The 20,704-nt window shown below is 45.1% G+C and carries 22 protein-coding genes and 1 pseudogene; 6 read left to right on the top strand and 17 right to left on the bottom strand.

Annotation, left to right across the window (positions count from 1 at the left end; all coding sequences use genetic code 11):
* Window positions 1-19: 19 nt before the first annotated feature.
* The 3 genes and pseudogenes from AC2EXB_RS02210 to AC2EXB_RS02200 all read right to left on the bottom strand — a co-directional run bounded on the left by AC2EXB_RS02210 (window position 20) and on the right by AC2EXB_RS02200 (window position 1,801).
* Window positions 20-1,117, bottom strand: a complete 1,098-nt coding sequence (locus tag AC2EXB_RS02210; protein WP_483603388.1) for an AI-2E family transporter — start codon at window positions 1,115-1,117, stop codon at window positions 20-22.
* Between the two features lie 94 nt (window positions 1,118-1,211).
* Window positions 1,212-1,490, bottom strand: a complete 279-nt coding sequence (locus AC2EXB_RS02205; protein WP_483603387.1) for a hypothetical protein — start codon at window positions 1,488-1,490, stop codon at window positions 1,212-1,214.
* Window positions 1,491-1,588: 98 nt separating this feature from the next.
* A pseudogene (locus AC2EXB_RS02200) lies at window positions 1,589-1,801 on the bottom strand (isoprenylcysteine carboxylmethyltransferase family protein).
* 330 nt (window positions 1,802-2,131) lie between these two features.
* Here AC2EXB_RS02200 and AC2EXB_RS02195 point away from each other — a divergent pair.
* Window positions 2,132-3,004 carry a glycerophosphodiester phosphodiesterase family protein gene (locus tag AC2EXB_RS02195; RefSeq protein ID WP_483603385.1) on the top strand — a complete coding sequence of 291 codons (873 nt, stop codon included), beginning with the start codon at window positions 2,132-2,134 and terminating at the stop codon, window positions 3,002-3,004.
* A 2-nt stretch (window positions 3,005-3,006) separates the two neighbouring features.
* On the opposite strand, the gene AC2EXB_RS02190 is transcribed toward AC2EXB_RS02195, so the two are convergent.
* Window positions 3,007-3,720 (bottom strand): type 1 glutamine amidotransferase domain-containing protein, encoded by a 714-nt coding sequence (locus AC2EXB_RS02190; protein WP_251477651.1) that lies wholly within the window; start codon window positions 3,718-3,720, stop codon window positions 3,007-3,009.
* Between the two features lie 230 nt (window positions 3,721-3,950).
* Between AC2EXB_RS02190 and AC2EXB_RS02185 the strand changes: the two genes are divergently transcribed.
* Entirely contained in the window at window positions 3,951-5,054 is a 1,104-nt protein-coding gene (locus tag AC2EXB_RS02185; protein WP_483603383.1) for an S-layer homology domain-containing protein, read from the top strand.
* 69 nt (window positions 5,055-5,123) lie between these two features.
* Here the strand turns inward: AC2EXB_RS02185 and AC2EXB_RS02180 are convergent, their stop codons facing one another.
* Both AC2EXB_RS02180 and AC2EXB_RS02175 read right to left on the bottom strand, forming a co-directional pair.
* Entirely contained in the window at window positions 5,124-5,570 is a 447-nt protein-coding gene (locus tag AC2EXB_RS02180; RefSeq protein ID WP_483603381.1) for a YaiI/YqxD family protein, read from the bottom strand.
* A complete protein-coding gene (locus tag AC2EXB_RS02175) occupies window positions 5,567-6,142 on the bottom strand; it encodes a DUF1836 domain-containing protein (RefSeq protein ID WP_483603379.1) in 576 nt (191 codons plus the stop codon). The genes AC2EXB_RS02180 and AC2EXB_RS02175 overlap by 4 nt, the downstream gene beginning before the upstream one ends.
* 139 nt (window positions 6,143-6,281) lie before the next feature.
* Between AC2EXB_RS02175 and trhA the strand changes: the two genes are divergently transcribed.
* Window positions 6,282-6,929, top strand: coding sequence for a PAQR family membrane homeostasis protein TrhA (gene trhA / locus AC2EXB_RS02170; RefSeq protein WP_483603378.1), 648 nt, complete (start codon window positions 6,282-6,284; stop codon window positions 6,927-6,929).
* 126 nt (window positions 6,930-7,055) lie between these two features.
* Window positions 7,056-7,835: a 2-keto-4-pentenoate hydratase gene (locus AC2EXB_RS02165; RefSeq protein WP_483603376.1), complete on the top strand. Its 780-nt coding sequence runs from the start codon at window positions 7,056-7,058 to the stop codon at window positions 7,833-7,835.
* Window positions 7,836-7,877: 42 nt separating this feature from the next.
* On the opposite strand, the gene AC2EXB_RS02160 is transcribed toward AC2EXB_RS02165, so the two are convergent.
* The 7 genes from AC2EXB_RS02160 to AC2EXB_RS02130 form a co-directional block, all read right to left on the bottom strand.
* Window positions 7,878-9,053, bottom strand: a complete 1,176-nt coding sequence (locus AC2EXB_RS02160) for an MFS transporter (RefSeq protein ID WP_483603374.1) — start codon at window positions 9,051-9,053, stop codon at window positions 7,878-7,880.
* Window positions 9,046-9,480, bottom strand: coding sequence for a MarR family winged helix-turn-helix transcriptional regulator (locus AC2EXB_RS02155; protein WP_483603372.1), 435 nt, complete (start codon window positions 9,478-9,480; stop codon window positions 9,046-9,048). Before AC2EXB_RS02155 ends, AC2EXB_RS02160 begins: the two co-directional genes overlap by 8 nt.
* Before the next feature lie 135 nt (window positions 9,481-9,615).
* Entirely contained in the window at window positions 9,616-10,884 is a 1,269-nt protein-coding gene (locus AC2EXB_RS02150) for an acetyl-CoA hydrolase/transferase family protein (RefSeq protein WP_483603370.1), read from the bottom strand.
* 99 nt (window positions 10,885-10,983) lie between these two features.
* Window positions 10,984-11,196, bottom strand: coding sequence for a hypothetical protein (locus AC2EXB_RS02145; protein ID WP_235198043.1), 213 nt, complete (start codon window positions 11,194-11,196; stop codon window positions 10,984-10,986).
* A gap of 12 nt (window positions 11,197-11,208) precedes the next feature.
* Entirely contained in the window at window positions 11,209-11,862 is a 654-nt protein-coding gene (locus AC2EXB_RS02140; protein WP_483603368.1) for a hypothetical protein, read from the bottom strand.
* Between the two features lie 97 nt (window positions 11,863-11,959).
* Complete coding sequence (locus AC2EXB_RS02135; RefSeq protein ID WP_483603366.1) at window positions 11,960-15,052, bottom strand: SbcC/MukB-like Walker B domain-containing protein; 3,093 nt, start codon at window positions 15,050-15,052, stop codon at window positions 11,960-11,962.
* Window positions 15,053-16,216, bottom strand: a complete 1,164-nt coding sequence (locus tag AC2EXB_RS02130; protein ID WP_483603364.1) for an exonuclease SbcCD subunit D — start codon at window positions 16,214-16,216, stop codon at window positions 15,053-15,055.
* 127 nt (window positions 16,217-16,343) lie between these two features.
* Between AC2EXB_RS02130 and AC2EXB_RS02125 the strand changes: the two genes are divergently transcribed.
* Both AC2EXB_RS02125 and AC2EXB_RS02120 read left to right on the top strand, forming a co-directional pair.
* Complete coding sequence (locus AC2EXB_RS02125) at window positions 16,344-16,565, top strand: hypothetical protein (protein ID WP_052653439.1); 222 nt, start codon at window positions 16,344-16,346, stop codon at window positions 16,563-16,565.
* Window positions 16,566-16,619: 54 nt separating this feature from the next.
* Window positions 16,620-17,060 carry a YtoQ family protein gene (locus AC2EXB_RS02120; protein ID WP_483603362.1) on the top strand — a complete coding sequence of 147 codons (441 nt, stop codon included), beginning with the start codon at window positions 16,620-16,622 and terminating at the stop codon, window positions 17,058-17,060.
* A 263-nt stretch (window positions 17,061-17,323) separates the two neighbouring features.
* Here AC2EXB_RS02120 and AC2EXB_RS02115 read toward each other — a convergent pair whose 3' ends face one another.
* From AC2EXB_RS02115 to AC2EXB_RS02100, 4 genes are all read right to left on the bottom strand, one after another.
* Window positions 17,324-17,632 (bottom strand): DUF4870 domain-containing protein, encoded by a 309-nt coding sequence (locus tag AC2EXB_RS02115; protein WP_052653442.1) that lies wholly within the window; start codon window positions 17,630-17,632, stop codon window positions 17,324-17,326.
* 67 nt (window positions 17,633-17,699) lie between these two features.
* A complete protein-coding gene (locus AC2EXB_RS02110; RefSeq protein ID WP_483603361.1) occupies window positions 17,700-18,686 on the bottom strand; it encodes a zinc-binding dehydrogenase in 987 nt (328 codons plus the stop codon).
* Window positions 18,687-18,763: 77 nt separating this feature from the next.
* A complete protein-coding gene (locus AC2EXB_RS02105; protein ID WP_483603359.1) occupies window positions 18,764-19,705 on the bottom strand; it encodes an MBL fold metallo-hydrolase in 942 nt (313 codons plus the stop codon).
* 18 nt (window positions 19,706-19,723) lie between these two features.
* Window positions 19,724-20,698, bottom strand: a complete 975-nt coding sequence (locus tag AC2EXB_RS02100; RefSeq protein ID WP_483603357.1) for a quinone oxidoreductase family protein — start codon at window positions 20,696-20,698, stop codon at window positions 19,724-19,726.
* Window positions 20,699-20,704 lie beyond the last annotated feature (6 nt).

Below are 20,704 nucleotides of genomic sequence, written 5' to 3'. Positions count from 1 at the left end.
CAACTAATTCCTTAGTTGCCTAGTTCTTTTTAGCTACTTCTTTGGAAATTTGACGTTTTTTTCTCAGCCGAATAAATAAACGGAGGTTATGAACTACTGTTTTTAACACTGCGTATAATGGAATAGCGATTAATATACCGACAAAACCGTAAAGCGCAGCAGCTATCAGCAGCAAAAGAATGATCGTCAACGGATGGATATTCAAACGGCTTCCCATAATATTCGGCGTGACCAAATTCCCTTCTAATTGCTGGACTACTAAAAGCACGATGAGAACTTTAACAGCCATCAGCGGCTCACCGCTCATTAAAGCCACGAATATGGCCGGTATGATCCCGATCAATGGCCCTAAAAACGGAACGATAATCAAAAACATCGCGAAGACTGCCAGTGCTAAGGCATAATCCAGGCCGATGATGCTGTAGCCGATGTACATCAATACGCCTACCGTAAACGCGACAATCGCTTGGCCGACAATATAGTCGGAAAGTGTCTGATCAAGATCCCGCAATAATTTCCTTCCTTCTAGCCGATGTTCTTCTGGCAGGTACCTCATTAAATGAGGGTTTAGTTTTTCATCGTCCTTCAATAGGAAGAAAAGAATGAAGGGCACAACAATCAAGACTACAGCGATATTCATTAGCATGCCAAGAATCCCCATAACATTCTCCATTAAACCATCCGATAAATTTTCCGTGTAGGAAGTTAAATAACTTTTCAACTCAGTTCCTGTCACTCCGGCAAACTCGAACTCAGAAACTGCTTCATCGGAATCTGCTGTCACTTCTTCGATTGTTTCCGGTGCCAGCTCTGCGAGACTTGTCACTTGGTCTTTTAGCAGAGGCCCGAAGAAATAAGTGACGGACACCAGGACAATCGCTATCAAAGAAAAAATAAGGGCAATTCCTGCTAGTTTCGGGATGTAGCGCGTCAGCAGCTTCAATAATGGACGCAGAATATAATACAGAAGGCCAGCAATCACGATTGGCGCAAATACCGTCGCAATAATCACTTTGAATGGCCAAAAAGCGTAGTCGATCTTTCCTAAAAAGAATAAAATAATAACGATTAATAAAGTGCCAGTTGCATACTCAAAAAACGGTTTCTTAATCCACATAAAAAGCCCTCCTTTCTTTTTTCAATTTAAAAATTCCAGCAAAAAAGAGCGAAAGCAAGAGTTGCCTCCACTTTCACTCTTTTGCCGGAATTGTTTATTCTTCTTCAAGTTCTTTCATTTCTCTATGAGTTTGCGGGAATCCGTTTGCCTGCCATTCATCACGATAAGCAGAATCCAATTGGGTCAAGCCTTTTTCAGCTGGGTCCAGATCCGCTTTAACACTTTCCCGGCGGTCTGCTTCTACGCTATTGCGCATGTCCGAGTCTTCTTGAACCTTTACGCTATTTTTTTCCTGATACGCTTTAAAAACAAAAATTCCTGCAGCCGCTGCCAAAGCGCTGCCGATTACTGTATTCATTGTTGATTTTTTCATTTATACCCCTCCAAATAGAAACTGATAAACTGTCTTCTAATCTGTATACCCTTAAAATTACTTTTTAACTACTCATTGAAAAGATTTTTTTGCTGATGCTAGCCGTTTAATTGTTGCAGCGCTTTTTCTTCAGCTGGAATCCGCACGAACAAAAGAAGCAATGCATTAGCAATACTAAATAGGATAGCTGTCCGCCATGCATCGAATAGAAGTGGAGGCGAAGCGATTTCCAGTGCTACTACCACCTAATTCGGATGCGGAATCCAGCGGTAAGGACCGCTCTTTACTTTTTCTGCGCCAGGAAGAACCAATATTTGAGTATTCTAAAACGTCCCCAAAGAAGCGAGCGCCCACACACGTAAAATTTGGGCGAAAATGAAAATCATCAAGAAAAGCAGTCAAACACTCCCTAGATCCCCCCCATGTAAGAAACTTCTATCCCCTCCTGCTTTTACCGTTTTTAAAACCGTCCTTTTGATTGAATGGCTGCAGATAACTTCTTTGGTTTTATCGACTTCCGTTATTTCAATAAATTATTTCCAATAATCTTTAAGTTAGTTGACTCTTTTCGAAATAAACGTTTAAGACCTCTCGCTATGGGAAAAGTTGAGTAATCTACCAAAAAGTAAGGAGGGATCGATATGGCAATTCAACAATACAAGCCACTTTCCGGCTTCAAGAATTTCAATGATTTTTTTCATGCATTGGCCAGCAAATCCTATCCTTTCTTTGCAGCAGCGCATAGAGGAATCTGCGGAAATGTTCCTGAAAATTCCATTAAGGCTTTTCAAGAATGCTTCAGGCAAAACGTTTATATCATTGAAATCGATATTCAGCGTTCTAAAGACGGGCATTTAATCGTTATGCACGATATCACAGTTAATCGCATGACGAACAGCGAAGGCAGGATTTCTGAACTAAGCTTAGAACAGCTTCAAATATTATTTTTAAAAGAAAAAAGCGGCGGCATTGGCGCAAAACTCACCAATGAGAAAATACCGACACTTAAAGAAGTTCTCCTTTTGGCAAAAGGCCGAGCTTTACTGAATTTAGATAAAGCATGGGAATACCGAGAAGAAATTTACAATTTGGTCGAAGAAACTGGAACATTCGACCATGTATTACTGAAAAGCGGCGAACCCATCGCGAAAGTCGCTGCATTTTTACAATCTAAACCAAAGCCGCTCCATTATATGCACAAACTGCAGGACAGCAACCTTTATGAATTGGACGATTTAATAGCCCGGATTTTACCTTTAGCAATTGAAATTCTCTTTGCGCATGAAACAGATGAAGTGGTTTCGAAGCCTGTTCTGGCGAAAATGCGAAATGCCAGCAATGTGTGGGTGAATGCACTCGACACCGGTGAAAATGCCCATCATACGGACTCATTGTCTCTATTGGAACCAGATAAAGGCTGGGGTTGGTTTTTAGATCAGCACATGAACATCATCCAGACAGATTACGCTGCTGAAATTATGGAGTACGCTGAGAGATGGAAAAGCAAAGCCTAATCCTACTCTCTGTGCGCGGCAGCTTCGTGCTTCAGTTTCGGCCATTGTTCAACAAGTTTTTGCGCAACTCCTTGTGCCGATGCCGGGTTCTGCCCTGTAATCAGTCGGCCTGACTGCAGCACACAGGCAGCCATTGGAAGAGAAGCTTGTTTGTATAAAGTGCCGCGTTCTTTTAATGCCTGTTCGAGCGAAAAAGGAATGTGCTTGTACAAGCCCATCAATTTTTCTTCCCGATCTGAGAACCCAGTGACGACGTGTCCAGATAACAGATACCTTCCATCCGACAACTTTACATTCTGTAGTCCGCTCGGTCCGTGGCAAACAGCTGAAACGATCCCGCCGTTTTCATAAATCGCTCTTGTAAGATCTTGCAGGCCTGTGTTATCCGGGAAATCCCACATCGTTCCGTGTCCGCCTGCAAAATAGATAGCAGCATAGTCAGCGGCATTTACTTCTTCGGGCACTTTCGGATTTTTCACCTTGTCCATCAGCTCATCATTTTGGTAATAAGCACGTGTCTTTTTATTTGTCAGAACCGCCATTAAACTTCTTGGATCCAACGGAACCCGCTCGTGCGAGGTGCTGACGATATCCACTTCAAAATCATTTTTCACTTCATGGTAAAAATCTGTCAGTTCCCTCAGCCATAACCCAGTTTTCTTCCCCTTCGTTCCAAGAGCTGCATGATTGGTTACAGCAATCAGTAATTTATCCATCGAAATCCCCTCTCCTGCTTCAGATCTTTTTCTTCGTATTCCCTTTCCTAAATGAAGAAAAACGTGAATCAGCGGCACATTTTCCACTTTGCCTTATTACAAATAAAAAAGAGGATGTGCCTCTGTCTAAAAGGTTTAAATAAACACTTATATTGTCAGAAAATACAGTCTTTTTATATATTTCCGCTCGTATTTGTGTTAAAATTGCAGTAACTAGGGAGGGATTAAAGATGAAAACGCTCTTGTCGTTTGCAGCCTCTATCATCCTTGCTTTCAGTATGTTTTCTCTTCCCGCTTCCGCTGTCGTAACTTTTGATGATGTCCCAGCGACCCATGGATTCGCCTTCGAAATCATCTATCTCCACGAACAAGGAATTGTGTCCGGCTACGATGACGGAACATTCCGGCCCAATGCCACAGTAAGCCGCGCCCAAGCCATTGTAATGATCGGACGTGCACTCGAACTGGATGGCACAAAACGCAAAACGCCATTTAAAGATGTAGGTGCCGGCCACCCAGCTTCAGGCTATATCGACTCTGGCGTAAAAGAAGGCATCATTTTCGGCTTTCCGGACAATACGTTCCGGCCGAATGCCCATCTGAACCGCGGCCAAGCTGCGATGATCCTTGACCGGGCTTTTAATTTCCCTGCTGCTCCACCTTCCGGATTTTTGGATATGGGACCAAATACCGTTTCGAATGAAGCTGTAGCAAGGCTTGCCCATCAAGGCGTCGCGAAAGGTTTCCCGGACAACCGGTTCCGTCCTTCAAACCCTGTCACACGCGCTCAATTCGCTGCTTTCCTTGCACGGGCCATTGAACCTACTTTCATTGAAGACAAACGTGAATTGCTTGCCACTGCCAACGAGATTTTAGGCGCTTTGCAGGGCAAAAAATTTAACGACGTTGCCAAATATGTAAGCTCTTCGAAAGGGCTTGTTTTCTGCCCTTACAGCGGCGGATGTTTGGATGGCAATGGCCTCACATTCTCCAAAAACCAAGTAAGTGCTTTTATGGCAGACCAGCAGGAATATGAATGGGGCTTTGAAGATGGCAGCGGATTCCCCATCCGGCTAACACCGGCAGCATATTATGATGAATACCTGATGGACGCTGCTTACCAGAAAAAAGAACGGTATGGACGGACGGATCAGCCGATGACAAGAGAGCAGATTACAGAACGTTTCCCGAATGCAACCATTGTCGAATTCTATAACGCCGGTTCGGCAGAATTTGAATACATGGACTGGCAAAACCTGAATATGGTCTTTGAGAAAAACAGCGAAGGCAAATGGATCTTGGTCGCAATTGTGAATAATCGCTGGACCATCTGACACGATTGAAGCAAATTTATATAAGCGCATAACGAAATGCTCCGGGATAAAATTTCCCGGAGCATTTCGTTATTCAGAAACAATCTCATTGAATAATTCCACCAAACTTTGCTGAAATTTTTCATTGTCTTCCGGCTTTCTTTTTTTGGGGCCTTTCATGCGTCCGCCGCTTTGCCGAATTTTTTTAGCGACATGGCGGCCGTGAAGCAATTGATCAATATTTTCCGATGAGTAGATTCGGCCATTTTGATCGATCGGATGCCCTTTTTTCGCAAGAACCATGGCAGCTAAACCGTAATCTTGCGTAACGACTACATCTCCTTTTTTTACACGGTTGACTAAGACAAAATCGACTGCATCCGCACCTTTGGATACCGTAATCGTTTCCGCCCCCTCGCGCTGCATAATATGGGAAGTATCGCAGATCAGCAGAACCGGCAGCTCGAATTGCTTGGACAAAGCGATCGTCAAATCCACAACCGGGCAACCGTCTGCATCGATCAATACTTTCGTCATCGCAATTTCCTCCGTTCCACCAAATCATCCACTAATTTTTCAGCTGCTCGTTTGTATAAATTGCTCGTATGCACAAGAGAGGCAATTAGCAAAACCTGTTCCAATTCATCGGGATTTTCCATGGCAGCCGCTTCTTTCTTTGCCAAGTCAGCTTGGCGGTCGAGCCCTTCTTTGAAAAAGTCGACACCGCCTTGTTGGATATGCAAATAACTTTCATAAAAACTCTCTAAATTCAGCTGCTCTTTTTCCGCCCGTTCATTTAAACCATCCAATACTTGCTTTACATCATTTATCGATAGCACGCTCTTCATCTGGTAAATCAGGTGGATCAACATAATATGATTGCGTGTATACTTCTTATTTTGCACAGGATAAAACAATTTCCCTTTGGCGTAATTATTGATCATGGTCTTCGTCAAGATTTTCTCTTCGCCCGTTCTTTTCGTTTCCGCAAAGCTCGTTTCGAATAATTGAATGACTTGATCAATATATAAGTCGATTTTGGGTATATCTTCTAAAAAGATGGTTTTATCAAGCGCCAAACCTTCTGCCAGCTTTTTTATTTCAGCCACATCTTTCACCTTCGCCCTGTTAGTTATTACTTTTTATTCTACATGATTATTCAATATCCTCCAAGCTTGACCATCGAATTAAACAAGAGTATCATCTTAAGTAGTTTTAATAACTACTTAAGACAAGGGGCACATTATAATGAAAACTTACGTACGCGAACCTTTTAATGCATTATCCCACCTTTTAGGTGCCGTTCTATCTTTTATAGCTTTGCTTGCTATGGTGATAAAGGCTGCCTATGATCAAGCGCCGGCATCACATTTGAGTTCGGTCATTATTTTCGGAGTGAGCTTGATTTGCCTTTATTCGGCCTCTGCAATTTACCACAGCGCTCTCGCCAAGCCATCCGTCATTGCGTTTTTGCGGAAGTTGGACCATTCCATGATTTTCGCTTTGATCGCTGGATCATATGCTCCTTTTTGCTTGATCGCATTAAACGGCAAGCTCGGAACTCTTCTTTTTACAATCGTGGCAGTACTCGGAATCAGCGGGATTCTCTTTAAGATGGTGTGGTTCCATTCTCCGCGTTGGCTATCCACTGCCATCTATATCGCCATGGGATGGATCATTATTTTTGCAGTCGTCCCTCTAGCAGACAGTTTGTCTGTCCCTGGTCTCGTGCTTCTCGTTGCAGGAGGGCTTTTCTACACAGTCGGCGGAATCATCTACGGGCTCAAACCCGATTTTCTTTCTTCCAAGTATTTGGGCTTCCATGAGATTTTCCACCTCTTCATTTTGGCCGGCAGCCTTTGCCATTTCCTTTCGGTTTACTTCTACGTTCTGTAAAAAAAGTCTATCGCTGCAAAAGGAGTTGTTCCAAATTACTTTTGGACAACTCCTTTTCTTATCCTCCCTGCTTTCTTCGAAATTAAATGATATGATTATTCTAATAATTCCGGAGGGAGAGAGACAATGGAACAATTTGACTTGAACGATCAGCGATTGGCTGATGCCTTATTTGAGGCCTACATCCATAGAAAGCCGCTTTCAAAAGACCAAATTCCCGCTTTTCTTGAAAAAGAAAAAGCTTACGGCATCCAGCATGCGTTAACCGCCAAAAAAGCCGATGAAGCCAATGAAGAATTAAAAGGGTATAAAATCAGTTTGACGAGTAAGGAAACCCAGGAACTTTTCCATTCCGATACACCTTTATACGGAGCTTTGACGACTCCTGCTCTTTCAGAAGGAACGATTGAACTCGATGGAATGTGCTCGCCTTTAATTGAACTCGAATTGATTTTCATTGCACAAGAAGAATTGTCGGCAGAAGATGATGTCGAAACGATTTTGCAAAAAACGCTTGTAGCTCCTGGAATCGAAGTACCGGATTCCCGGTTTGACGATTGGTTTCCGAAGCTCTCACTCGGCCAAGTCATTGCCGACAGTGCCGTAGCAGGAAAAATCGTCACTGGCGAGCCAAAAAGCGGGCTCCGCTTTGAGGACCTTGCCGATATTCAAGGCCGATTGACTTTCAACGGAGAGGAAATCGCTGCGGACTCCTCAAAAGCGGTTTTGGAACATCCCGTCTATGCTGTCAAATGGCTGACAGAAGAACTGGCTAAACACGGATTAATTGTTGAAAAAGGCATGTCGATTTCCTCGGGCACTTTCATCCTTCCGAAAAAGCTTGAAAAAGGCGTCTACACAGCGAGCTATGAAGGAATCGGAGAAGTTTCCTTGAATGTAATTTAATCCGCGAAAAAAGGCGCCCCGTTTAATAGGGCGCCTTTTAATTTATTCGGCTGCAGCAATGCGGCCTTTCATAATCCATAGATAATAAACAGCGATCAACAGAACCATAGCCGCTAACACTAAATACAGGTTCGAATAACCGAGCGAAACGGCGATGATGCCGAGCGAAGCTGTCCCGATTGCCAGTCCTGAATCATAGAAAGCAAAAAATGTACCAGTCGCATAGCCGCTCCGGTGTTTGTCTGCGGCTTGAATGGCAAGCGTTTGGAAACTTGGCAGCAATGTGCCGTACCCAAAGCCCACTAAAGCTCCAGATAACAGGAGCATCCACGGCGTTTGCGTAATGCTTAACGAAAACAGGCCAATGGCAAACATGATGCAGGAAGGAATAATGACGATATGCGGACCTCGCTTATCGAAAATCCGGCCGCTGAATGGGCGGATGAGCAGCATGGCGATGGCGTAAACCAAGAAGAAATAGCTCGCTGTTTTCAGCAACCCTAATGATTCTGCATAAACCGAGATAAACGACACGATGCTCGCATAGACGAAAGAAACAAAAAATCCGACACTTGCTATCGGCAATGCCTTTGTTTCGATAAAGTCCTGCAAAGTGAATTTATGTTTGCTCTCCCGAACCAACGGCGGTGCTTCTTCCACTCTTACCGCCAATGCACAGAAAAAGCCGATGATCATGATCATGCTGAAAACCATGAAAATCGTTTTTGCAGCCATTAATGGCTGCAGCGTCAAAGCGATGAACGGGCCTGCGACAATCGCGATATTCATTGCGATGCCGTAATACCCAAGCCCTTCTCCCCGGCGTTCAGGCGGAATGATGTCTGCTGCAATTGCTCCGCCGACTGTCGTCACCAAGCTAAACCAAATTCCATGGAAAAACCGGAGAAATAACAATAAGGTAAAATCATTAATGAAAACATATAAAATGGTGCTGACCGCGAACATCAGCACACTGAGGATCAAGATTCTTCTTTTTCCATACTTCTCTAAAATCATTCCTGCAAAAAACCTCATAACAATGGCGGATACTAAAAATACGGAGACAGCCAATCCGCCTTGGGCCGCTGTGCCGCCCAAGGCGTTCATTACATAAATCGGCAGAAACGTTAATAGTGCATAAAATACAGTAAAAATAAAAAAGGTACTAACTGCAATATTGATAAAACTTTTTGTCCAAATCGGTCTTTTTTCAGTCATGGCTTACATCCTTTTCTTGTCCAGCTTCGTTGCCTATTTTCTTGAGCAGCCCGATTAACTGGGCCTGCTCATTTTCGGTCAGTGAAGAGACAAGCTTCTCTTCCACTTCCAAGATGCACTTCGTAATTTGCGGTACTGCTTCTTCCGCACGTTCGGTCAGATAAACGATGCGCTCCCGTTTATCCACCCCTTCTCTCCGTTCAACCCAGCCACTTTCCTCAAGCCGTGCCACCGTTCTTGTGACCGTCGGAGCCTCAACATTCAAGTATTGCCAAATCTCCTTTTGTGTCATGGAACCAAATTGTTTGATGCAAAATAGAATCGACCATTGCGTGCTGTATAAATCAAATTCTTTAAGTGCTTCGTTTACTTCTTTAACAGAAAGCCGCGACTTCTGATGAATTTCATGGAATAATAATTTTTGCATATCTAACCGCCCCCATAATTACTTACTTAGGTAAGTATATAGCAATTTATTTCTCTTGTATAGTTCATCTAATTGCAAAAAAATAGAACCTCTCCTCAATTTCTTAAGGAAAGGCTCGCCATGGCCGCTTTTATATTAGATGATGATTCCTTGTTTTTTTGCGTCAAACGTCAATTCATCGCGGAATTTCGGGTGCGCAATTGAAATGAGGCGCTTCGCCCGTTCTGAAATGGATACGCCGTGCAAGCGGGCCATTCCGTATTCCGTTACGATGTTGTCCACGTCGTTTTTGCCTGTGGTGACGACCGATCCAGGCGTCAACCGAAGGTTAATGCGGGAAATCTCATCGTTCTTCGCGGTCGACGTCATGCAGATATAGCCTTTGCCGTTCTCAGCAAAACGCACACCGCGGGCAAAGTCGATTTGGCCGCCGCTTGAAGAATAGTATTTGCCGCCAACGGTTTCAGATGCGCATTGGCCGAATAAGTCGACTTCCGTTGTCGCGTTGATGGAAACGATGTTCTTTTCCAATGCAATTTCCCGTGGATCGTTGACAATGCTTACCGGCAAGAATTCGACAACCGGATTGTCGTCGATAAAATCATACAATTTCTTAGAACCGTATGCAAAAGTCGCGACGATTTTCCCTGGATTTGTAAATTTGCGTGTACCGTCCACTGCTCCCGCCTCCACCAAATCCACAATGCCATCTGGCAGCATTTCGGTATGGATCCCCAGATGGCGATGGTCTTTCAACATGCTGATGACGGCATTTGGGACTGAGCCGATGCCAATCTGCAACGTGTCGCCGTCTTTAATGTCTTCGATCACAGAAGAAGCGATCAAAAGATCCTTATCCCCAATCGGCGACGCTTTTTCTTCAGTCAATGGCGCGTTATGTTCCACATAACCTGCAATTTGGCTGATATGGATTTGATTGCGCCCATAAGTTCTCGGCATCTGGTCATTTACTTCTACGATGAACGGGACTTTTCCAACAAATTCAGAAACGTAGTCAGCCTGTGTCCCCATAGTGAAAAATCCATGCTCATCCATTGGCGACACGACCGTCATCATCATCGACATCTTCGTCACTTTTTGCAGCATGCGCGGAACTTCGTGGAAATTATTCGGAACAAGTTCCATCTTCGCCTGTTGATAGACTTTCCGTGTAGCACCGCTTAGAAAATAAGAAACGTGTTTAAGGCCTTCGTATGCGCCTTCGATATAAGGGCGATTGTGCAAAGCCAGCATTTGATGGATTTTTACTCCTTGCAGCTGGTCTGCATGTTCTTCTAATAGATCAAGCAAATGGATCGGTTCGCCGTTAGCGATCGGAATGATAATATCTGCTCCTCGTTCGATTAAGCCAACCACTTCTTGCGCACTCAATTTTTTCGTCATTTATTGGTTCACTCCCGACTCTCTGGATATCTAAATTTTATCATATTTCCTATAGCTCTCTCTAAAGGCGAAATAGACATTCTATTCAAAAAAAGACCGTCATTTTTTATGACGGTCCCGTTTTGACAAAGTAAAAATAAGCCCTGCAATTCCAAAAGCCGCAAGCAATCCCCAAAGGATCAAGACGACAATGGAACCTATTCCATAGTCTCCGCCTGAGTTCGCATATAATTGCAGAACAAAGAAAGCGATGCTGACCAGTGCAATTATCGCAAAATAGATAATGCGTGTTTTAACCGTAAAATTTTTCATAGCTATGCTCCTTCATGTATGGCGTCGTCGTTCCAAATGCACTTTGGTCCAGACCAATGTTGTTAATAAGAAAAGTTCAAATGCATTCGTTGCTGCTGAGCTATCCACCGGGATAGGCACCGCGCTGCCGATTGTCATAACGACTGCTCCCACCAGCATCCATTTCCATCCACGTTTTTTCCATAGAACCGCCCCTGCTGCAATAAGTACCACTGAAACAAGTAAAACCATGATAGGCGGTCCGGATGCCGGATCGGCAGACACATATCGCAAAACGCCGTATTCTTTTTCAAGTTCCAACTCCATGCCCACCGTTTCAAGCAGCAGTTCGATCCCTATCAAAGCGACGGTATAGATAATCGCTGCGACACAGATTATCCTCTTCCTGCTCCATTCTACTCCAGCTTCCCGCAAGGCACCATAAGAAAACAACACTAAAGTAGGCGTCAATAAAGCATGGCTCCAAAAACGCAGCAAGCTCAAATTTTCTAGAAGCGGGCCTTCGCCGATAAATTTCCCAAGTGCAATCATGCCATTGTCATAGATCAGCCCAAGCAAGACGAGATAGATGAATGACATGAAATTCCACGAACGCTGCCGGCGGAGTCCCCATATCACAAGCCCCATATAAGCAGCAGTAAATAAAAAATAGAGAAGGGTATCCATATGCACCTTCCTTCCGAAAAGTGGGTGTTACTTTACCATTCACTAAACGGAAGGCCTTTAAACAATGGATGCTTTTGGCCCCCTCCTCTATGCTGTTTTATTTCAGGACGAACTTCGTTTGGCTGAATCCTTCTTTCGATTTCTTCACTTCCAGAACAGCAGGGATCGCCGCTTTTAGTTCCTGGACGTGTGAAATGACGCCGATCATTCGGCCTGACTTCTGCAAATCGATCAGCGTGTCGATCGATTTGTTCAATGACTCGTCATCCAGCGAACCGAAACCTTCATCGATGAACATCGTATCGATGGCGACATTGCCTTGGAAACTTTGGATAACATCTGCCATGCCGAGCGCCAGGCAAAGCGAAGCATTGAATTTTTCGCCGCCGGATAAAGTTTTCACGTCGCGTGTTTGCCCCGTATAGGCATCATAAACGTCCAACCCGAGGCCGCTCTGTTTGCCTCTTGCTTCTTGGCGGTCGCTGCGGATCAAGTAAAACTGGCCGTTGGATAGGTTCTTCAATCGCTCATTCGCTGAATGGATAATCTGTTCCAAGTATTCAATCTGCAAATAGCGTTCAAATGAAATCTTCAGCTGATTCTGTCCACGGATCATATCATACAAATCAGCGACCCGGTTCATCCGATTTTCCATTTCAGCGGCTTGCCTAGAAGCTTTGGAAATGTTGTCCGACAGCTGATTGATCTGGAGCTGGCATTCTTTCGCACGGTTCCACGTGGCCAAGGAGTCTTCATAGGCTTGCTTCAAGTGGGCGAGTTCCGCTTCCATTCCCTGCAAATCCGCTTTCGCTTTTCCTTGGAGTGCTTCCTGCAATTCCTTCACTTGCTCGCGCAATGTATGATGGCTTTGCTTGAATTCCTGAATTTCATTCTTTAACGCCGTTTGCTGCTGGCTCGATAATTTCGCTTGCTGGTACGCTTCCGCTGATTCGAAATCCGATTTCTGCAGCGCTTCTTTGAATTGCTGTTCGGCTTTTTCTTTTTTCAATCGAATTTCTTCTGCCGCTTCTTTCGTATGCTTGACAGTGATCACGGCCGTTGCCTGCCGTTCTTTCGCTTCCTGCAACTGCTGCTGCACTTTTTTCCAGGCATCCGCCAGTTCAGTTTTCAAGGATTTCACGGTGCGTATTTTCTTTTCCAGAATCTCTAAATGCTGCAGGTCTTCCGGAATCGCCAATAAACTTTGTTCAAACACAGCAGCTGCTGTCTGGAAAGATGCAGCCAATTGCTGCGCTTTCTCTGCAGCTGCATTTTTGCCGGCCTCTAAAGTAGCCAGTTTTTCCGTGTGGAGATTAAGTTGTTCTTTCAAGGAACGAAGCTGCTTTTTATCCGCCGACAAGGCTGCTACTTCAAGTTCTAACGCTTTTCTCTTCTCTTCTGTTTCTTCGTATGCCGTAGACGCACCTTCCAGAACGCCCCCAAACTGGGCTGCTCTTTCTTTTTTCAAAAACAATTGCTCTTCCAAGGCATTCAATTTGGCGGCTGCATTTCGGTATTCTCCGTCTGCTTGGCTGAATTCCGCTTTTGCCGCATCCAACTCTTCTTTTGTGACTGCTGTATGATGCAATGCTGAATTTTTTTGCGGATGCTCGATGCTTCCGCATACCGGGCACGCTTCGCCGTCATGCAAAGAAGCAGCTAAAATTTGGGCTTGATTGGCTAACCAGCTATTTTCCAGCGACTGATAAGAGCCCTCTAATTCTTTGAATCGCTGTTCCTTGAACAGGTGGGTGTGCTGCTGGGTCTGCCAGTCTGTTTCTGCAGCAAGCAATTCCTTTAGCACACGGCTCTGCTCTTTCAGCGAATTCAATTCGATGTTTTTTGAATCAAAAGGCTCCAGTCTCTGCTCCAAAGATGAAATCGTTTCCCCAAGCTGTTGATGCGCCTCTTTCTCCGACTGGAATTTTCCAGCCGCTTCCGACAAGTTCTTTTGTGCCGCAGCAGCTGATGCTTCCATTGCTTTTAATTCCTGTTTTTTGCCATCGATTTCACGTACTGCTGGAAGGATATTTTCCAATTGAATCAATCGCTGGCTTATGTCTTCCCGCTCTCTTTCTCTACCTTGTTCGATTGAAAAAGCGGATTCTGCATTTTTCAGTTGGCCGCTTGTACGAAGCTCATCAGCGATCGCTTTTTCAAGCGATTGCTCTTTCGTGATTTCATTAGCCTGCAATTCCTTGAATAGGTTTTCTGTCCCTTCAATCAGGCCGGCACGCTCCGCCTTTTGCAATCGCATTTCTTGATCAGTGATTTGAGGCAAGCGCTCTTTCATCATTTCTAAGCGCTTATTTTTTTCTTCGAGTTCCTGCAAGCGGTCGTTCCATTTCTTCGCTTCGTGGAAGCCTGCTAATTTGCCGTTATGAAGCTCGTAGGCAGCCAAATAAGCTTGTTCATCGTTGACTGCTTTCTTGTCGTAGTAGACAGCTTCGTGTTCTAGCGCATTCAGCACTTGATTGACATTGAAATGTTCGCGCTCCAGCAGTTCGAATAGTTCGGAATCCCTTTGCGGCAAGACGGATGCAATCCCATTGATCAGGCTTGCAAGCGTATGCTCTTCGTATTGGTAAGCTTTAGCGGCAGCGTCTTTTCGCTGCTTTAAACGCTCACTGATCATTTTGTACGGTTCCGTTTTGAATATTTTCCGGAGGATTTCCTCTTTATTGTCTGTTTCAGAAGTTAGGAGCTTCCGGAATTCGCCTTGGGGCAGCATGACGATTTGGCTAAATTGATTTTGTGACAAGCCGATGATCTCTTCGACCCGGCGGTTGATTTCCGACACGATCTGGCGTTCTACACAGGGCACTTCGCCTTTATCTGTCACTTCAAAAAACTCATATTTTTCGCCTGTTGCACTTTTGTTGCCTTTTTTCACATGGCCCATCTGCCGGAGAATCCGGTAGACTTTCCTATGTATCTCGAATTCCATTTCGACGCAGGTGTGGGTCCCGTCTTCTGCAAAATCACTTCGCAGATTCCGCGTCTCGGCACGATCAGAACCGCTGGCAGCGCCGTAAAGTGCAAAACAAATCCCGTCAAAGATGGTCGTCTTCCCAGATCCCGTACTTCCGGAAATGACGAATAATTGATTGCCTTTCAAATCGGCAAAATCAATGGTTTCCGTATGTTTATAAGGGCCAAAGGCTGTCAGTTTTAATTTTAAGGGACGCATTTACTTTACCCCTTCTTTCTCATCAGTTTCTTCCCGCAGAAATTCCTGCAGCACGTCTTTGAAAATCGCTTCTGTTTCTTCCGAAGCTCTTTCGCCCTTCACTTCTTCATAAAAGGCGTTGAATAATACCATTGGGTCCATTTCCCGGCGCGAACCTGAATCGCTTTGTTTCGAAGCTTGCCCGAAATGTTTGCGTTCTACGTGCATAGCATTCGGATAGACGGAACGGATTTTCTCCATTGGATATAAAATCGGTGTCTCATCGAGTAATTTCACGAAGACGTAGTCCTCATTCACTTCATGCTTGAGCAACTCTTCCATAAACCCTTCCACTGTCCGAAGGTCTCTTTTCGGTTCGAGCAACCGCTTTTCAACAGAAACAGCACCAGCTTCATCCATTTCTACTACCAAAAACCCTTTTTGGTGATGCTCTTCTGAAATTGAATATTTCATAGGTGATCCTGCATAACGCACGGTTTCATTCAAAACATAATGGGCTTGGTGCAAATGGCCAAGCGCTGTGTAATGGAACGGATTGAAATGCTCCGCAGCAACATGCTCAGCTCCCCCGATCGATAAAGGGCGTTCTGAATCACTCGTATTCTCCTCCGGTTCCCCGTGCGGCGTGATGAACGCATGCCCAACTGCTATATGGCGTGCGCCCTGATCCAGTGTGCTGGCGATTTTTTCGGTAATGGCTTTCATCGCATCATTATGCGAACGAATTTCAGGGTTATCGTAAGAGTAGCGGACTTGGGACGGATCGGCGTAGGGGATCAAATGGACATGTACCGGTCCAAACGCATCCTGCAGAACGACGGGTTCCAAGCTTGCAGTCATTTGCCCGACAATGTGGATCCCATTATTTTTCATTAACCGGCTGCCAAAATTCAAGCGGCCTGGGCTATCGTGGTTTCCAGCCACAGCAAAAACCGGCGTTTTCAGCTCCAAGACAATTTTCGCCAGCACTTCATCTAAGAGGTTGACGGCGTCTGTCGGCGGAACAGCGCGGTCATATAAATCCCCTGCAATAATGACGGCATCCGGCCGTTCTTGTTCAATGGCTTCGATAAATTGATCGAGTACGTGGCGCTGGTCTTCGGTCATATAAACGCCTTGGACCAGCTTTCCTAAATGCCAGTCGGCAGTGTGGAAAAACTTCATAAAAAAGCCCCTTCCTTCGAATAAAAGAATATATGTTCGTTCCATTATACACGAAAACACATTGCTTGTTTCTCTTCATCTTGTGAGATATAATAAGAACAAACGTTCTGTTAAGGGAGTGAAAACGATGAAAGCACAGATACTTAAAGCATTTAAGCATCAGCAACTTGTGGACATGATGTATATGGCAAATGATGGCACCATCAGCAAACGGCGCGTCAAGATTTTAAAAGTCAGCGGTGAATCTTTTCAAGCCTATTGCTTTCTCCGGCACAAGAAACGCACGTTCAAAATGGAGAATGTGCTTTCATTGATACCGGTAACGCAAAAAGAACGCCTGATCATCTGAAGGTTTCCAACTATGATAGACTGGAACTAAAGTCTATTCTGGGAGGAATCGAAAATGAGATTGACCGTTTACCTTGCTGGAGAAATCCACAGCTCTTGGCGCGAAGAAATCAAAAAAAAATCCCTTGCTTTGGATTTGCCGCTCGACTTTGTCGGCCCGATGGAAGACCACGACCGTTCCGACAATATCGGCGAAGAAATTTTAGGCGAACTGCCGAATGCCGTATTCAAAGACGCAGCCGCTTCAAGCTTCAATAATTTGCGTACAGGCGTCTTGATGCACAAAGCGGATCTCGTCATCGCGTTATTCGGCGAACAGTACAAACAATGGAATACGGCAATGGATGCGAGTTCTGCCATCGCTTCCGGCAAGCCCGTCATTCTGATCCGTCCGGAAAAGCTCCACCATCCGCTGAAAGAATTGTCGCAAAAAGCGAATGCCACCGTTGAAACCGTCGACCAGGCGATCAAAGCATTGGCTTATATTGTTGAATAAGCAAAAAACCTATCCTCGCGTCGGATAGGTTTTTTCGTTTTGGCTGATGTCAGTGGCTGGATGTGGTCGGGCGGCGTGGAAATTCGGTGAACGCGCGTATTTTCATCTGAACGCGCGCATTTTTCGTTGAACGCGCGTATTTCTCGGTGAACGCGCGTATTTCCTCCTGAACGCGCGCATATCTCCACGAACGCGCGCAACCTGAAAAAGCTCACCTGAAATTCCATTTCAGCTCAATAAAAAAAAGCCCCAAAGGGACTTTTTTATTGATACCATGCACCGACGATCGGGTAATCGAACTTTTCGTTGTTCAATGCGCGGATAATGCCCAAAATCGGTACGATCAAAGTAACGATGCCGAGTACAATTAGCATTGGAATACCGATCAGCACGATCACCAGCAAGCTTGAAACGAACAACAAGACGCCCATCACCAGTTGGAACAGCAACGCCTGAATGGACAGTTTTTTCACTTCTTCATCATTCGATACAAGGAACACGATAAACGGCACTAAAAACGGTGCGAAAAACGCGCTCGCGTGAACAAGAATTTTCATCCCTGTGTTTTGCATACATTTCATCTCCAGTCTTTTTTCTATTACTTTATTATACGGCCCAAGAGATGAATGGTTTCAAAAATCAATAAGAATTTATTTTCAAGACCACTTTGCCGAATTGCTTGCCTTCTGCGAGATAACCGAATGCTTGCTGGGCTTCTTCCAGCTCAAAAACGCGGTCTACAATCGGATGCATGTCGAACTTTTCCATGTGCACGAGCAAGTTCCGCAATTCTTCCCGGCTGCCCATGGTCGAGCCGAACAATTGATATTGGCCGTAGAAAAATTTGCGCAAATTGAAATCCACATTGTCTTCTGTCGTTGCACCGAAAATGACGATGCGTCCGCCCGGCTTTAGCACCTCCAGCGAACGATTGAACGTTGCACGCCCGACACTGTCAATGACCAAGTCGATCGTTTCATCTGCCAGTTCCTTTTCCCAATCGCTATTGGAGTCAATTGCTCTATCCGCTCCAAGTTCCAGCGCACGCTTTCTCTTTTCTTCACTCTGGGAAGTCACGATCACGCGTGCTCCTATATTCTTGGCGTATTGGATCAAGTAAGTTGCTACTCCGCCTCCAGCGCCCGGAATGAATAACGTATCGCCCGCTAACGTTCCCCCTTTCGTAAAGAGCGCCCGAAATCCAGTCAGTCCTGCCAATGCTAACGAGCCGGCTTCTTCCCAGCTCAAATGGGCAGGTTTTTTCTCGACTTGCTCTGCAGATAAAGCGATCTTTTCGGCAAAAGTCCCATGATCCGGCATTCCAAGAATGTCAAAGCCCTTTGGCGGTGCTGCGCTATTGTCATACCAACGGAGTGCCGGATTGATGATGACCTCATCTCCAACTTGAAAGTCTTTTACACCTTCCCCTACGGATTCAATGACGCCCGCCCCGTCTGAACCGATAATCAGAGCTTCCGGTTTATTTCCCCATCTTCGAGCCAGCCCTAAATCACGCCGGTTCAATCCAGCTGTCCGAATTGCTACTACCACTTCGCCTTGCTTTGCTTTCGGTTCTTCCATTTCTTTAAGCTTAAGTTCTCCTGTTTCAATCACAAATGCTTTCATTCGTTTCACCCTTTCCCATCGGTAAATAAAAAAAGCCATAGTCCCCCATGGCCTTATCTCATTCTGATAGTAGTTTATCACGTTTGTTCATAAAGCCAGGCACGCTGTTCCTTTTCTCTCGTGCATTCCCCGCTATGCCGCAAAAATTCCAGATGCGCCAGCGTTTCTCCAATGGCAAAACGCATTTCATGGACAGTCAGCGGACGTTTAAAGAGGCGTTCGCATATTTGGAAGACCGTAGAAGGCGCTTCGAGCACTTCTTTTGTTTCATCCAATCGTGCTTCATGATGCTTTATCAATTCTACTATCCGTTCATTTGCTCCGTAAAACGGTTTTCCATGAGAAGGAATGACAAAATCTGCATTCAATTGCTTTATTTTTTCTAAAGACGCTAAATACAAAGCCAAGGGATTTTCCTGACCGTGGAACCAATAGGAGATATTCGGTGTGATTTTCGGCAAGATATGGTCTGCAGAAAACAACACATTTTTTTCTTTATTATAAAAACAGACCATGCCATCCGAATGTCCCGGTGTATGGATTACTTCGTATTCGTATCGTCCAATCTGAATCCGCTCCCCCTCCACCAAATAATGATCGATTTTTGGCAAAGGATTGACCAGCTGCTGGAAATTCACTGTATTCTGCACCATCTTCTTCGCCATTTCCACTGGCACTCCAGAAGCGCTATACTGGTTCGGCATCGTTTCCATAAATTCAGGTTTCCAGGAAACGCTTCCTAATTCCGCATCAATTTTCGACATCCGCAGCTGCGCGCCGGTTTTTTCCTGCAATCCGCCCGCATAGCCGAAATGGTCCGGATGATAATGCGTAATGAAAATGGTCTCTATTCGTCTATTGCCGATTCGCTCATCCCAAAACTCTCTCGTTTCGCTATTATTTAATCCGGCATCGATGATAGTCCAACCATTTTCCGACTCTGCCATAAAACAATTTACATGATTCAACCTGAAAGGAAGATCCAGTCGAATGGATTCGACCCCTAATTTCTCAAGCATCCAATCTCTCCTCTGCCGCTAAGGCTTCAATACCAATTTGCCGATCGTCTGTCTTCCTTGCAGCAATTTATGCACTTCTGCCGCTTCTTCTAACGGATAGGTTCCGCCGATTGTCAGCTCCAACTGGCCGTTCTTCATGTATCCCAGCAATTCCTTGAAACTCTGTTGATAAAGTTCAGGTTTCCGCATAATTTGCGGCAGGAAAAAGCCGATGACAGATTGGTTTCTTTTCATTAATTGCCCCGGATGGAAACTTGCTTGTTCACCGCTTGCCGCACCGAAAATAACCAGCCGCCCAAAAGGTGCAAGGCATTTTACGGTTTGGTTGAACACTTCGCCGCCGACCATTTCCAAAGCGACGTCTACGCCTTTTCCACCGGTGATTTCCTTGATTTTGTCAACCCAGCCTTCCTCAGAATAATTCACCAGATCAGTAGCTCCCATTTTTTCTGCATGTGCCAATTTTTCCTCTGTACTGGCTGTCGCAATGATTTTCCCTGCTCCGAAAATTTTAGCCAGTTGGACAGCAATCGCTCCCACTCCCCCTGCCGCCGCATGGATCAAAACGGTTTCTCCTGCTTCCAAACGGCCCATCGTTTTTAACACATGGTAAGCGCTCAAACCTTGCAAAGGCAATGCCACTGCCTGTTCAAAATCGACATCGTCCGGAACAGGCGTTAAAATCCGTTCATCGACAGCGACGTATTCCGAATAGCCGTGTGATTCAATCAAAGCGACGACGCGCATTCCTTCTTTGAAATGTTTGACTTCCGCACCAACAGCAGCAATCACCCCTGCCACTTCTGAACCGGGCACATAAGGCAGCTTGGTCGGCACAACGTATTTCCCTTCACGACGTGCTGTATCTGCATAATTGACGCCAATGGCTTTGACCTCTATTAAGACTTCATTTGCCGCCGGCGCCGGTTTTTCTGTTTCGACCCATTCAAGTACTTCCGGCCCGCCGTACTGCTCAAACTTGATCTGTTTCAAAAAATT

Source organism: Planococcus alkaliphilus, from assembly GCF_057031095.1.
Note: the sequence above shows the minus strand (reverse complement) of the source record. Positions and strands in the feature narration are given on the sequence as shown.